Source organism: Pseudoalteromonas sp. 2CM37A (assembly GCF_023161885.1).
GTDB lineage: Bacteria > Pseudomonadota > Gammaproteobacteria > Enterobacterales > Alteromonadaceae > Pseudoalteromonas > Pseudoalteromonas atlantica.
The window spans coordinates 515,364-530,172 of sequence record NZ_JALNTJ010000002.1 but is presented as its reverse complement, the minus strand read 5'-3'; the positions used below and the strand labels follow the sequence as shown (position 1 = coordinate 530,172).

Sequence of the window (14,809 nt, the reverse complement as noted above, 5' to 3'; positions counted from 1 at the left end):
TCACTTTATTGGTAAAGCGACCAACGTTGAGTTTGAATATACTCAATGGTTTGACGCAATAACTTATCAGTTGGGCGATCTTCTTCTAATAAATCAAAAAAGCCGGCTACATCATCAATCATCGCTGTAATTTCAGGATTAAGTGCTGCGGCATCGATTTCATTATTTAAAATACGAATGCGCACACCTTGAACTGCCGCAAGTAAAGTCGCAGCTAATACTTGCTCTGTGAGTTGTAAAATCCGTAAGCAATCACGCGCAGCTATAGTTCCCATACTCACTTTATCTTGATTGTGACACTCAGTTGAACGAGAAAACACACTCGCTGGCATGGTTAGTTTTAATGCCTCAGCCGTCCAAGCAGAGCAGCCAATTTGAATTGCTTTAAAGCCATGATTAATAAAGCGACGTTCACTTGAAGCCGCACTTAAATTAGAGGGCAAACCATGGTTCATTTTCACATCAACTAGGGTGGCAATTTGGCGATCAGCCAAGTCTGCTAAGTTAGCCACACAGTTCTTCATTGAATCCATTGCCATGGCGATATGGCCGCCGTAAAAGTGACCGCCATGTAGCACATGCTCACCGACACCATCGATAATCGGATTATCATTAGCACTATTAAGTTCATTTTCAATCATGCTTCTCAGCCACGGTAGGCTGTCTTCTAACACACCAATAACGTGAGGAGCACAACGGATTGAATAACGATCTTGTAGGCGATGTGAATTACGTGGATGTTCTACATGATTTAAATCAGTTTGAATGCGCTTTGCCACATTTTGCTGACCCGGATGTGGTTTAACACTAAATAGAATATCATCAAAATGATTGCTGTTACCTTTAAGTGCAATACTTGCAAGCGCGGTAATACGGGTCATTAAACGACTTGCGTATTCACTACGATCATAAGCTTGACAAGCAAGCGCTGTCATCACCGCTGTGCCGTTCATTATTGCTAAGCCTTCTTTCGGACGTAAGGTAATAGGCTCGAGACCTTCTTCTTTAAAGGCCGCTAATGAGTTAACAACTTGATCCTTATAATAGGTGTCGCGCTCACCAATTAAACTTCCTGCCACATATGAAAGCGGCGTTAAGTCACCACTTGCACCCACTGATCCTTCTTGCGGGATAACAGGGATAATATCACGATTGATCATTTCAACGAGTAGTTTTAGTAAATCCCAGCTAACACCTGAATAGCCTTGTGATAATGAGGCTAAACGGCTAGCTAAAATCAATTTACCTTGTTCTGGCGTAAAAAAATCACCCAAGCCACAACCGTGGAAGCGTGTAAGGTGCATAGGTAACTCATTTACTAATGCTAACGGAATCTCTACCGTACACGAGTCACCATAGCCAGTGGTTACACCATAGATATGGCCTTCTTCAGCTAAAAGCTTATCTAAAAAAGCGACGGCTGAATCAATTTTTTCAGCAAACTGGCTATCACCAGATAGCGCTACGCTGCGGTCTTCTTTTACAACACTAATAATGTCTTCAATCGTTAAACGGCCTGCGCCAAATAAAAGGTGTGTTGATTTATTGTTTTCCATTTACTACTGTCTCCAGATATTTAGCTAGGCTTTGAATCTTTGTTGCTGGCTTTTTGCCAAAAGTTAAAAAAATTGTACCATTGATAAGGCGCTTTTTTACAATAAAACTCAAGACGCTCAGCAAACTTTGTTGCCATTGCTTGAAAATGCGCTTGGCGCTCTTTGCGTTTTACTTTAATGGGATCGGCAAACTTCTCAATATAAGTTCTATAGCGCCCGTGTTCATTAATGCAAAACATTAAAAACACTGGGCATTCCATAATGTTCGCCAGCGCGAATGGACCAACAGCAAAAGGGGCTTGTTCCCCTAAAAACGGCGCTTGATGCACACTTGTTGGGTTATTGACCGAGGTTCTATCAGCAAAGATAACCACTGCTTCACCATCATCAATTTTTTGTTTTAGTTTAATCGTGTCATCAGGACCGAAGTTATTAATATGAATAAAATTAATGGCCGCTTCTTGGTTTACTTTCTTTAAGAAATTATTGAATGACGGGGTATGCTCATTATAAGTGATCACATTAAGTGGACGCTTATTATCACCCATACTAAAAATTGCGCGGCATATTTCCATATTACCTAAATGAGCACTAAAGATAACCGCCCCTTTGGCTTGCACTAACTCTTGATAACCGTCAGGGGTCGCAATCTCAATATCTTTGATATTTACTTTACCAAGCCAAGCATCAAACTTATCGAGAATTGCCATACCAAATGAAAAATACAATTTAAAACCTTGCTTAAAGCGCGCTAAGCCGACCCGCTTTTGCCCACCCATGCTGGTGTTTAAATTGTCTAAGTAATGCCAAATCGCATGTCGTGATAAACGTCCCGTAATATAAAAGTAAAACATCACAGGCGTTAATACGACTTTAAATAACCATTTGCCAAATACTTTATAAATAAACACTAACACTTCAATACCAAACATCGAGCCACGCTCTTTTAATTGTGACCAATGAAAAGTACTGTCGCTGTGCGGTTGCTGTGGTTTGTTGTTATCTGACACAGTGTTTATTACTTCCTATTTAAATTTATTCGCGATGAGCCGAGGTAAACGCAGCAACATACCAAAAAATAAACGCGTATGCATTTTTGATATCAAAACATTATCTTCCCATACATTAAAGTGGGATACACCATTTTCTGGGTACAATACTTTGGTTTTAATGAACTCAACGGGTGTGCCCTGCCAATAAAGCTTTACCATGACCTCAATATCAAAATCCATCTTATTGCCTAAGCGCGTGTTATTTATTAACTGCACATAAGCAGCTAACGGATAAACCCGAAAGCCACACATAGTGTCTTTAATTTTGAAAGAAAGCGTTTCAATATAGACCCAAAAGTGAGTAATAAAACGACCGTAATAGCGCCCTTTAGATATTGACTCATCATAAACAGGCTGACCGCTGACCAATGCCGTGGGAGCAAACTTAGAGCGTGTGATTAGTTGCTCTACATCATTCAAGTCGTGCTGACCATCCGCATCAACTTGTATAGCATGGCTCCATCCTGCTTGGTGGGCATGAGCTAACCCTGTTTGTACAGCAGCACCTTTACCACCATTTTGCGTTCTACGAACAAGCGTGACCAGAGCAAACTCTCGCTCAACATCCTCTAACACTGTTTGAGTTTGTTGATTACTGCCATCATCGACCAAAATAATTGGTAAATTAAAACTCACTAAAGCTGCGATGGTATCGCGAATCACTAAATGATGATTGTAATTTGGGATCACAAATCCGTATTGGCTGCTCATGATCAGTTCGCCTTATTCATCTGCAAGTACCACTTTGCCAGAAGCATGCTGACCATGTGTGGAACTGTAGCTAAAGCTAAATTTATTTGCTTTGATTTTTTTCAAACGCAGATCAACCTCATAATTAGGCTGTACAATAATTTGAAATTTCAGGGCATCAATCGACACTGTTTTAGTGCAATCGACCGCCATAAATTCTGTTAAATAGTGCATCACCCAGTCAAGCTGTGCTACACCGGGTAAAATAGCCGCCTGCGGAAAATGGCCTTGGAAATAATAGAGATTTTCAGGAATTGTTAACTTTAGCAAAACGTGTTCATCACTTTGCTCAATCAGCTGACAATCCGGTTTATATACAAAATCAGTCAAACAACTTCTCCAACTGCGCTTTATTAAGTTTACCCTGCGAGTTATATGGTAACTCAGTTAAATAACGATACTTTCTAGGTATCACTAAGGGTTCGAAAAATGCTTTTAAATGTGTTTTTAATGCTTGAGAAAACTTAAATTTGCCAAGCTGCTCTAATGCCTGCTCACCAGCCTCTGTTAATACTAATACAGCGGCAATTTCATCTCGCTTGCCAGTACTTGTATCATGTTGCAGTAATAAAACATAACTATCTACAACCCAATCAGACTGGTTTACTCTGAGGCTTATTTCATCGAGTGAACAACGTTTTTCTTCTATTTTGACAATCCGGTCAGCGCGACCTAATAAATTAAACTGGTTATTTGTCAATAACTGCACCCGGTCATCCGTCTGATACCACTGCCCATTATCGACATAAGGAGATGAAATAATAAGTCGCTGACAATCATCGAGTTTAAGCTTAATTGTTGAAAAAGTCTGCCAATGACCCTGGCTGTTTTGTCTACGCCAAGCAATACCACCGGTTTCTGTACTTCCTAATACTTCTATTGGCGAATCACCGAGTTGACTCGCCAACTGCATAGCCGCGGCGGTTTTTAGTGGCCCACCTGATGAGAATAATCCACGTATTCTATGCTTTATAGCCACAAGCACATTATCTTGTACTAATCGATGATAATAAGCAGGGCTGCTGATCACAACAAAGTCATGATCATCATTTTGTTGATTTATAAAGTGCAGTAAATGCTCTGGGTAATCAAAGCTATTAAAACAGACATCGCGCCCACTATACAGTGGCCACAAAACCTTAAACAATAAACCATAAATGTGCTGATGCGACACCGTGGCAACCATCATGGTTTGTTGCATTTGATCAGCAAATTGCTGTTCCAACTCTTTAACTTCAATCAATAACTGGGAAAAGGTTTTATCAATTGCTTTTGGCGTCCCACTTGAGCCAGAGGTAAAAAATCTAATCGCGGCGTTTTCATCAACCTTAATGGCAGTATTTACCACATGCTCAACACTAATGTGTTTATTAAAAGCCACTTCTGCACAGGTGTTATCGGCTATGCCAGTGAATGCCTCAGCTTGTGCTAAGCACTGTGCAAGCTGCTCTGGTTGGCCATTTTGTGGCAATACAATGGACTTGTTTGCGGCTAATAACGCAAAAAACAAAACACTGAACTGGTAACTGTCAGCATCAAATAATAACCATGTTTGTTCATCACGTGCAGCAAATACACGTGCATGGGCATGTACTTGCTGTTGCCAAATGGCATAGCCATGATTTTGACAATAAAAGTAGGTCTTGTTAGTCGGCCATTTCATTTGATTTATTTTTTGCCTTTTGAAACTTTCTTATTATAAATTCTACGACCATTAATATCCCTATTAACAAATAGGAAATTAAACCATTATAGGTTAGCCAAACCACTGGTTCTGGATGAAAAATCGTTGCTGTCGCAATTAATCCATTAATGATAAAAAATCCACACCATACTTTTGTTACTTTACGGGTGTAACGCTTGCCGTGCTCGTCAAGCGTTTCAAATTTACTGGCAATCACTTCAATAAAACTAGGTGGGTTGTAAAGTGAATAGGCAAATACAGCTAAAAAGCAGCTACTTATTACCACTGGGTAAAACTTCAGTGCCAATTCAGAGTTAGCAAAAGTCGCAAAACTTAATACAGCTATACCACTGATAGTTATTATTTTCATGTGTGCAAAATTAACTATACTGCTTTTTGTTAACCAGTATCGCGCTAAAAGCACCACAATAAAGAGTGCAGCAATTAACGCAGGCTCGCTAAACTGCAAGCCAAAATACACGGCTAGTGGATATAGAAAAAGTAACCCAACTAGCACGGCTTTATTCATTAAGCGTCTGCTGTCATCAGTTTTTCAACTGCATCAATGACGTCTTGCACTGTACGGACTTGTTTAAAGTCATTTGGCTCGATTTTTTTACCGGTTTGCTCACGTAATTTAACGACCAAATCAACCGCATCAATGCTGTCTAAATCAAGGTCTTCGTATAGATTCGCGCTGTAGGTAATATCTTCTGCATCTATTTCAAAATCCTGCTCTAGGATTTCGCTTAGCATTGCAAAAATTTTATCGCCATTATTCATGTTTTCATTACTCATAGTTACTTCCAAACAATGCAGAGTGACTGCAGTTTATTATGCCCGTGTTGAGGCAATAAAATCACACAAGGTTTTAACCGAGTAAAAATGTTTTTTACTGTCATCGGTATTACCATCAATTTTTACGTCATAAGCTTTTTTAATCGCAACACCTAATTCAAGTGCATCAATTGAATCAAGGCCTAAACCATCGACGAATAACGCTTCATTATCATTAATATCTGATGCTTCTATATCTTCCAAATCAAGGGTTTCAATGATTAGTTGTTTTACTTCAGTGCTTAAATCACTCATGTTTTAATTTTTCCTCGTTAAAATAAGCTTGTAAATCGCGTGTTAGTTGTCTAACAGTGTTAGTTACATGATCACCTTTTAAATAAGGTTTTATCTCATAAATCGGTAGCACGCGCATTTTAAAGGTAAAGCGACGATCAGTCACTTGATACCACTTTTGCCCTTTGGTCAGCGTGACCGGTGACACATTTATCAAAATCGGCAACATATCGACTTCAGTGCGAAGCGCGATATTTGCTGCACCTCGTTTAAATTCCCATGGCTTTTCGGGAACACTTCGCGTACCTTCAGGGAATACAATCAAGTTATTACCACAGGCAAAACTTTGCTGACACTGATTTAAAAAACATTCAGGATCAGCATCATTGTTGATATAACCCGTAGCCTTTACAACACCTTTTAAAAATGGATTTTTCCAAAGGTCCGCTTTGACGACACAATCAGCATTTCTGACTATCGAAATTAGCACCACCACATCTATCAAAGAAGGATGATTGGCGATAATTAGCTGTCCTTTCGCATTTTTTATTGCATCTAATTTATCAAGATCGATTCGTAAAATACCAACTAGGCGCATATAACCGACAAAAAATTTAAACGAATAATGTACCGCGGTGCGAGCGGCTTGATTTCGTTGGTTTATATCCGAATAAAGTAAACGTTGAATTGAAAACACCAGAACCGATAAAACCAAGCCTCCGCCGCTAAATAAAGCAAACGCACTGCCTGTAGCTATTACGCGATATAGTTTAGTGAATGAAGCTTTCATATCTGACTTAACTGCCATTGATAGCGTTTTGAATCAAGCACTAACTGTTTATTATTTGAATAATAAAAACGCAAAAATGCCAATGCCTGTAATTGTGATGACTCAGTACCACTAGGCTGGTTATGACTGGTAAATTCCAAATTAATGCACGCTTGCGATGTGCTTTTCTCTATTAACAAAGCCACAGCAACGTTATCAGGACTTTGTTGCACATAAGGTTGATATTGCTCCGGTACGGCTAAATCACTATATACATATAAAATACGGTCATAATTGTAAGCATGTAATTTTGAGACCGCATCAACCAAGCCCATAAAAAAGCTATCTTCGCCAGCCGACACAGCAGACAAAGGCGCTTTATTACCGGTAAAGATGCTAAATAAACCACCTACAGCGTTATGAACAGATAAACCAAAATGGGTTGGAGATAATGCCTCTTTACTTGCTACATCAGCAATTAATTTGCTTGTTTTGTGTAAATCCCCATGGCGAGATGAAAATACGCTAGGTACTGTTTGTTCATAGGATTCACAGGCAGCAAGTGCACAATGCAGCGTTAATTTAGCAAACGGACTAAGACGCCTGCGCTGCATAGCTGGCATTTGTTTCAATTCAGGAAAAGTTAACGTTCGAGTGTTTAGACTTCTATTATTAGCAAACGCATACCAATCCTCGGTACTAGCCTTACCATCGCCCCAAGCAACACATTTTTTTACAACAAATTTCAACGTAACAATCCCTATTACAAAGGTGATGAGAAAAAGAGGCTAGATTCTACAGCCCTGCATGCTCGGATTCAAGTAGAAGACACTAATCTTTGCCACGTTCGCTGGAAAAACCAGCATTTTCCACTATTTTAACTGAACAATGACGTATTTTATCATCTTCATGCCACACTACTAAGATAGCAATATCAATGATCCCACTTTCCATGTCAGCTTGAGCTAATAGTTGATTCTTTTTCATTCCTGACTTATCTGAGCCGATAAATAAATTAGGGCCGTTAATAAAATAAGCACTAGCAAGGTAATAATTAGCGGCATTGCCCACACTCGCAACAAAGCTAAGCGGCTTAATGGCTTCACAGTTGTGCACGTCAAGCAACATAGATTGCATTAAATCACTAGAAAAATAATCAGCGCAACTGTACAAGCCAATCCGCGAGGTTAAATCAATGCCCTGCTTTGCCCTAAAAACGGCCAATAAGGCAATCAGTGTAAATGCATCCATTCTACGAACTGTTAAACCTGTCTCTTGTTTTATTTGCTGGCGCAGTGCTTTTATATTCAGTGATTTATCTAAACTAACTAATGAGTTTGCAAGTACGTTCATCATCTAAGCCTTATGCCTTTGCATCACTAACGCTGCGTTATTGCCACCAAAACCAAAGTAGTTAAGTAGCACAGTGTTTACCTGCGTAAAGTCTGGCTTTACATAAAACGGCCACATTAATTCTTTGCTATCGTGAGCATAACTTGCCACTACGTAATTTTGTTGTTGCTGACATTGCTGGTACAAGGCTATTTCAATAACACCACACGCTCCCAAGGTGTGACCTGTAAAAGGCTTGAAAGCGATTAAAGGTGGTTGGTGCTGGTTAAAAACCCTTGTTAATGCGTTGCACTCTGCTTCATCGTTACCAAGCGTTGCTGTGCCATGAACCTTAACAACATCAATCTCGCTAGCACTAATACCGGCATCGCTAAGCGCATCGCTGATCACTTGCGCAATATGACTGCCGTCTTCTTGCGTCATAGTTAAACTGTAAGTATCACAAGCAGAAGCACCACCTAACAACTTAAACTGACACTGCTCAGCTGCTTTTTCAGATAGGTACAATGCAGCAAGGCCTTCTCCTAACACCAGACCGGAGCGCCCTTTAGCAAATGCGGCTAAGCCAGATTGACTAATCAAATCTAGCGACTTAAACCCTTCGACTGTTAAAGGATTATAAAATTCACAGCCAATGACTAGCGCATTGTCTATTTTACCTTGGGCAATTAAGCGTTTTGCGTATAAACATGCATTAGCGCTAGCGGTACAGGCCGTACTAAAAGTAAATTCTAAGTCATTGAGCCCATAACGCTGAACTAAAGCCCGATTTATTTTGTTGGTTGTAGAGAGCCAAAGTTCATCACTGGCACCAATATCAACTGCACTGATATCTAATGATGTTGAACCTAAAAACAAAGATGTGGCTTTAAGATCCTCAGCAGTTAATGAAAGTTTTGCAAACAGCGGTAATAACAATTGATCAAAGTAAGCTAAAATGTCGCCAAATTGACAGTTGTCTATTTCATCTCTAAATGATTTAAACGCCACTACTTCACTTTCGTTAGTCTGTACTTTATTGCTTGTTTCAGTGCCTAGCGTTGCACACATCACTTCACTGGCATTTAAATAGACACTGCGTAAAGCCATTATTTTTCGCGCTCACTAACAATAAAATCAACAATAGTATCAATAGACTGCAAATGCTTACGGGTTTCTTTCGAGCCTTCAACTTTAATACCAAAATGCTGCTTTAGTACTAAAGATAATTGCAACGCGTCTAATGAGTCTAAATTTATGCGTGACTGACTACCAAATAAAGGCTCTGAGTCGATAATGTCTTCAGGGGCAAAATCATCTTCTTTGTCACACTCGGTAATAATCAGCTGCTTTAATTGTAGTTTTAGCTCGGCTAATTCCATGTCAAATTCCTCATTTTTTTATTAAATATCCATAGAGCGGCACTAAAGCATGACAATGAAAAACCCCAAAGTAATACGCTGTAATGCCAAAAACTGTGTGTCATTGTCTCGCCCATTATCAGCCTTAAAATTTGTGCTGACCAATACATAGGCGAACCATTTGCCAGTGCTGCAAGATTGCTTGGCATGATCTCAAGCGGCACCATAAAGCCACTCAATGCCGCTAGGATGATATTCACCCCTCCCCCAACAACAATAGCTTGTTCATAGCTTGATACTAAACTGGCTAAAAATAATGCAAAGGAAATAGCCGCAACACTCAAACTGATTAATGCAATCACAGACAAGCTCAAGCTGTTTAGAGATAGTAGCGGCAAGTCTAAACAATACGGGATCACCACGCAGCCTATTAACGCTAATAACACTGTTTGCACTAAGCTTACGAGTGTATAGGCACATGCTTTATTATAAAAGTAACGCGCCATGCTAATAGGGTAGGTTTTTAACCGCACTAAGGTGCCATTATTTCGCTCGTTTATAAAAGTTAAAGAGACTGGTAACACAATAAAATACACGCCAAACACCCACCATGCAGGAATACTATTTAATGCTGGGTTGTGTAGCGCTTTTGCTGGCGTATCAATAAGTAAATAATTGACATCAGATGCTGTGATTACTGCTTTTATTTGCTCATCAATAACGGCATCGGCGTCTAAATCACCAGTTTCGAGCATATATAAATAAAGTTTCAGTTGTGCCAAACACGCTTTCACTTTTTCTCGCAGTAATAAACGTGTTTGTGGGGCAAGATCATCACTTATAATAAGTTGTAACTGGCTTGTACCTTGGCGCATAAGGATTTGTTGATCAAACTGCGGATTGATAATCAACTGACTGACTTGCTCGGTTCTGCTTTTATTAGCGCTAATGGTAAACCCTTGTGCTTGCAGTAACTTAGTAATAACCAGGCTGTGTTGACTATTATTTTCACCCGCCACTGACAGTACCAAGTTCTGCTGTATACTTTGTTGTGACTGACTACTTGCCATGGTCATAATCACCATGAACACGATAGGCATAAGCAATAATACTGCTAAACTGTGCAAATCATTAGCAATTAAGCGCGCTTCTTTTTTCAGTGTGTGAATTAACATGCCTGCTCCGAGAACAACGCCCGATAAAGCCGCTCAATTTGGTTATCAGAAAAATTAACAGACTTTATTTCATCACTGAGCTGACTTAAAGCGCTAAAAAGGCTGCCAAGTAGCTTGGTGTCTGAAATAGTCAACTGATAGTGAGCCTCACTAATCACTGTTAATTGCTCTGTAAATAACGCTAACTGCATCTGAGATAAACGGTTTCTAGTGGTAAAGTTAAGCGTGAGTTGAGCACTGTTCATAGCTTGGTTAGCGACAACTTTACCGTCTTTTATAAACACTACATCGTCACATAATTGCGCCACTTCATACAATAAGTGCGAGGTGTAAATCAATGTTTTTCCTTGTTTTTTTAAATCCTGCAACAAACTAATAATGGCATCACGAGAAAACGGATCGATTCCCACAGTCGGCTCATCTAAAAATATAATATCAGGTTGTTTGCTCAGTGCGATTGCGATATTTAAACGCCGTTTATAGCCACCTGAAAGTGTACTAGCTCGTTTATTAGTAACCGCTTGTAAATTGCAGGCAGCAATTGCGGATTCAATATACTGAGCATGTAAACGGCGATTTTTTTCACTTATTGCAACAAAAAAAGCAAGATTATCATACACAGTTAGCTCTTCATAAAAGGCAAAATCTTGTGGTACTAAAGCCACTTTTTTTGCTATTGCCTGTTTTAGGCTTAACTGTTGATAATGCGGGTACTCTATCCGTCCTGCAGCAGGGGCTAACAAGCCAGTCATTAACGAAATTAATGTCGATTTACCTGCGCCATTTGGGCCTAAAATAGCGGTGCATGTCCCTTGTTTTAACTGCAGTGAGACAGCATCAACCGTCAACCGTTCAGCCCCTTTATAAGCAAAGCTAAGTTGTTGTAGTTCCAACATGATAGGAGCTATTTTTGCCATAAGGTATCCTGCGCCATGATTACTGTCCTTGTTGTTATTTTAATTATAAACGTTGCGCAAGGTTAAACGCCTCGCCAATAGCCCGTTGTAAATCTAGTTTTTCGGCTTTTAATGCACCACCAATATAGCTTACAGGAATAGATAGTTCATCTAGCTGCTGATGATTACAAGGTAATACGGGTTCTTGCCCACTACAAATCACAACATGGTCGACCGCCAAAATCCGCTCTCTTTTTCGTACGCTGATATGTAACCCTTGTTGATCAATTTTAGTGTAATTTACCGCAGCTAACATCTTAACACCTTGATGTTTTAAATGTTCACGGTGGATCCAACCTGTGGTTTTCCCCAAGTCAGCCCCATGCTTTCGTAATTTTCGCTGTAATAAGTACACTTTAGGTGCTGTATCAGCACTGTCTGCTTTCGGCTGTTTATTTATCACACCACCCGGTGAATTCACCGTTAAATCAATGCCCCATTGATTCGAAAAACCCTGCGCAGTTTGTTGCACACTGTGCCCAGATTGATTGCCAGTAATAAAACTTGCAACATCAAAACCTATGCCACCAGAGCCGACAATCGCCACATTGCCTTTAATTGGCACGCTACCATCTAACACTGCTTGATAGCCAACCACTTTCGGGTCATCAATTCCCACAATATCAGGTGTATAGCCCTTCACCCCAGTAGCAACAACACAATGATCAAACTGAGCCAAGGTTGCAGTATCCGCTTGTGTATTCATGCAAACTTTCACATTAAGGCTCGATAAACGATTTTTAAAATACCGTAATGTTTCTTTAAACTCTTCTTTACCCGGGATATTTGCCGCTAATAAAAGTTGCCCACCAAGCTGGTTGCTTTGTTCAAACAAGCTCACTTTATGGCCTCGCTCAGCAGCATAAATTGCGCAGGCCATGCCCGCAGCCCCACCCCCGATAATAGCTATCTGTTTACTTTGTGTAGCTTTAGCTGTCAGTATTAAGGTTTCATTACATGCGCGAGGATTAACAATGCATGAAGCGGGTAAATTAACAAAAATATTATCGAGGCAAGCCTGATTACACGCTATACAGGTATTGATCTGTGCACTTTGGTTGTTATGTGCTTTGGTAACAAATTGGCTGTCAGCTAAAAATGGTCGCGCCATGGAAATAAAGTCAGCGTGTTCGTCCGCTAATAATTGCTCTGCGACTTCCGGGGTGTTGATACGATTACTGGTGATCACCGGCACCGAAACCGCCGCCTTTAAACGTTGGCTCAATGACGTAAATAGCGCCCTAGGAACACTGGTTACAATAGTCGGCACGCGTGACTCATGCCAGCCTATGCCTGAGTTGAGCATATCGACTCCAGCATCCTCAAGCGCATGTGCAAGCTGTAATACCTCAGCAAAAGTGCTGCCATCTGCTACTAAATCCAGTAATGATAACCTAAATACTAATAAAAATTCAGGGCCTACGGCTTGGCGAACATGTTTTACAATTTCAATCGCAAAACGAATCCGATTTTCATAACACCCACCCCACTCATCAATGCGCTTATTGGTCGCTTTAACAATAAACTGGTTAATTAAATAACCTTCTGAGCCCATGATCTCAACGCCATCATAGCCTGCTTGTTTAGCAAGTTTTGCACATTGCGCAAAATCATTAATTTGTTTTTCTATTTCAGCGGTGGTTAATTCTTTTGGCATGTAAGGACTGATCGGTGCCTGAATGGCCGAAGGCGCGACTTGCTGAGGCTGATAGCCATAACGACCGGCGTGAAGTATTTGCATGCATATTTTAGTACCGTGTTGTTTTACGGCATCTGTTATGAGCTTATGCTGTGCCACCCCAGTTTGGCAATCAAGTACACTTCTATTCGGTGCCAGTATGCCTTCGGGGTTCGGAGAAATTCCCCCTGTGATTATTAAACCGACCCCACCCTGTGCACGTTCACCGTAAAAAGCAGCGAGACGAGTAAAGCCATCTGGTAGCTCTTCTAAATTTGTATGCATAGACCCCATTACCACGCGGTTTTTCAGCGTAGTAAAAGCTAAATGATAAGGGGCAAATAATCGACTGAATGACATACAAACTACACAACTGTGGTACAAAACCGCGCTAGAGTAGCAAGCTTTAATAATGACTGCAAAAATTACCCACTAATTTTCTTCGCAGCATATTAAACAGTACATTTTATAGTCAAAATTAAAAATAAGGGCTTGTTGAATACCTAAACCGGCATTATGATAAAACTCAATTAACAGATAAAAACGTTTGTACCCTCTGTTTTTATTAATTTTATTTTACTCTACGAACAAGGAATGGTTATGTTTTCATTCAAGCCTTTAATAATTGGCTTAACATTAGCAACCTTATCAAGCTCAGCATTTGCCCTGACAACAATAGAACAGCGCGATTATGATCGTTTAGTTTCTGGTGATTTAACCGAAGTAAAAAAAGCCGCACAATCAATAGTCGCTAATAATACCAACAATGCTCAGGTGTTAGATGTACTAGCCGAATTTGTCGCACAAAACTATTTACATGTACCGGATTATCAACTCGATACCATTGCATGGGCGTGTCGCGCACTAGGTGAAACAGGTAACCCACGTTACCGAGAGTTACTCACTAGCATTGTAAACAGTGATGCTCATAAAAAAGTTCGTAAATACGCGAAACGCTCACTCAAAAGCTTACCTTCTACTGATGCGAGCCAATACGTTGTTGGTAGTATTGATTTAAAGAGCATACAAAAAGCGCCTGATACAAACGGTTCATCATTAACTGGTGATGATAAAGCAATGTTTGATATTGCTTCAGGAAATTTAATTGAAATCAAAATGCTCGCGCAAAAATACACCACAAGTGGTATTCCTTCGCAACAAGTTGGCGACACCCTGGCTGAATATTTTGCCCAAAACTACAAAACGGGGCAACAACATCAATACGATACACTCGCATGGGTATGTAAAGGCTTAGCAACAGATAAAAACGGTCGCTATAAAGCCTTAATTGAAGATGCCGAAGAAAATAGTCCTATCCGCGCAGTGCGCAAGCATTGTCCTGACGAAATCGAAGGCAAAGGCCCTTACTATCAGGTAGGTACGGTTGACCTAATAGAAGTAGAAAAACAACTACAATAATACAGG

17 protein-coding genes are annotated in these 14,809 nt (G+C 40.1%); 1 reads left to right on the top strand and 16 read right to left on the bottom strand.

Annotation, left to right across the window (positions count from 1 at the left end; translation table 11 throughout):
- Positions 1–5: 5 nt before the first annotated feature.
- The 16 genes from MTF68_RS06055 to MTF68_RS05980 form a co-directional block, all read right to left on the bottom strand.
- On the bottom strand, positions 6–1,556 hold the full coding sequence (locus MTF68_RS06055) for an aromatic amino acid ammonia-lyase (protein WP_248450278.1): 1,551 nt from the start codon (positions 1,554–1,556) through the stop codon (positions 6–8).
- A gap of 20 nt (positions 1,557–1,576) precedes the next feature.
- Entirely contained in the window at positions 1,577–2,566 is a 990-nt protein-coding gene (locus MTF68_RS06050) for a family 2 glycosyl transferase (RefSeq protein WP_248461990.1), read from the bottom strand.
- Between the two features lie 15 nt (positions 2,567–2,581).
- A complete protein-coding gene (locus MTF68_RS06045; protein ID WP_248461989.1) occupies positions 2,582–3,319 on the bottom strand; it encodes a glycosyltransferase family 2 protein in 738 nt (245 codons plus the stop codon).
- 12 nt (positions 3,320–3,331) lie between these two features.
- Positions 3,332–3,688: an acyl-CoA synthetase gene (locus MTF68_RS06040; protein WP_248461988.1), complete on the bottom strand. Its 357-nt coding sequence runs from the start codon at positions 3,686–3,688 to the stop codon at positions 3,332–3,334.
- On the bottom strand, positions 3,681–5,021 hold the full coding sequence (locus MTF68_RS06035) for an AMP-binding protein (protein ID WP_248461987.1): 1,341 nt from the start codon (positions 5,019–5,021) through the stop codon (positions 3,681–3,683). The genes MTF68_RS06040 and MTF68_RS06035 overlap by 8 nt, the downstream gene beginning before the upstream one ends.
- A complete protein-coding gene (locus MTF68_RS06030) occupies positions 5,005–5,412 on the bottom strand; it encodes a hypothetical protein (protein WP_248461986.1) in 408 nt (135 codons plus the stop codon). Before MTF68_RS06030 ends, MTF68_RS06035 begins: the two co-directional genes overlap by 17 nt.
- A gap of 158 nt (positions 5,413–5,570) precedes the next feature.
- On the bottom strand, positions 5,571–5,825 hold the full coding sequence (locus MTF68_RS06025; protein WP_055019171.1) for an acyl carrier protein: 255 nt from the start codon (positions 5,823–5,825) through the stop codon (positions 5,571–5,573).
- Between the two features lie 51 nt (positions 5,826–5,876).
- Positions 5,877–6,134 (bottom strand): phosphopantetheine-binding protein, encoded by a 258-nt coding sequence (locus tag MTF68_RS06020; protein WP_055019106.1) that lies wholly within the window; start codon positions 6,132–6,134, stop codon positions 5,877–5,879.
- A complete protein-coding gene (locus MTF68_RS06015) occupies positions 6,127–6,921 on the bottom strand; it encodes a lysophospholipid acyltransferase family protein (RefSeq protein ID WP_248461985.1) in 795 nt (264 codons plus the stop codon). The genes MTF68_RS06020 and MTF68_RS06015 overlap by 8 nt, the downstream gene beginning before the upstream one ends.
- Positions 6,900–7,631, bottom strand: coding sequence for a beta-ketoacyl synthase chain length factor (locus MTF68_RS06010; protein ID WP_248461984.1), 732 nt, complete (start codon positions 7,629–7,631; stop codon positions 6,900–6,902). Before MTF68_RS06010 ends, MTF68_RS06015 begins: the two co-directional genes overlap by 22 nt.
- Before the next feature lie 82 nt (positions 7,632–7,713).
- Positions 7,714–8,238: a hypothetical protein gene (locus tag MTF68_RS06005; RefSeq protein WP_248461983.1), complete on the bottom strand. Its 525-nt coding sequence runs from the start codon at positions 8,236–8,238 to the stop codon at positions 7,714–7,716.
- Positions 8,239–9,324, bottom strand: coding sequence for a beta-ketoacyl synthase N-terminal-like domain-containing protein (locus tag MTF68_RS06000; RefSeq protein WP_248461982.1), 1,086 nt, complete (start codon positions 9,322–9,324; stop codon positions 8,239–8,241). It abuts the gene before it with no gap.
- Positions 9,324–9,596 (bottom strand): hypothetical protein, encoded by a 273-nt coding sequence (locus tag MTF68_RS05995; RefSeq protein WP_055019111.1) that lies wholly within the window; start codon positions 9,594–9,596, stop codon positions 9,324–9,326. Before MTF68_RS05995 ends, MTF68_RS06000 begins: the two co-directional genes overlap by 1 nt.
- Complete coding sequence (locus MTF68_RS05990; RefSeq protein WP_248461981.1) at positions 9,587–10,750, bottom strand: ABC transporter permease; 1,164 nt, start codon at positions 10,748–10,750, stop codon at positions 9,587–9,589. Before MTF68_RS05990 ends, MTF68_RS05995 begins: the two co-directional genes overlap by 10 nt.
- Entirely contained in the window at positions 10,744–11,667 is a 924-nt protein-coding gene (locus tag MTF68_RS05985) for an ABC transporter ATP-binding protein (protein WP_248461980.1), read from the bottom strand. The genes MTF68_RS05990 and MTF68_RS05985 overlap by 7 nt, the downstream gene beginning before the upstream one ends.
- A gap of 43 nt (positions 11,668–11,710) precedes the next feature.
- Positions 11,711–13,744, bottom strand: a complete 2,034-nt coding sequence (locus MTF68_RS05980) for an NADPH-dependent 2,4-dienoyl-CoA reductase (RefSeq protein ID WP_248461979.1) — start codon at positions 13,742–13,744, stop codon at positions 11,711–11,713.
- A gap of 240 nt (positions 13,745–13,984) precedes the next feature.
- Here MTF68_RS05980 and MTF68_RS05975 point away from each other — a divergent pair, with 240 nt between their 5' ends.
- Positions 13,985–14,803 (top strand): HEAT repeat domain-containing protein, encoded by an 819-nt coding sequence (locus MTF68_RS05975; protein ID WP_248461978.1) that lies wholly within the window; start codon positions 13,985–13,987, stop codon positions 14,801–14,803.
- Positions 14,804–14,809 lie beyond the last annotated feature (6 nt).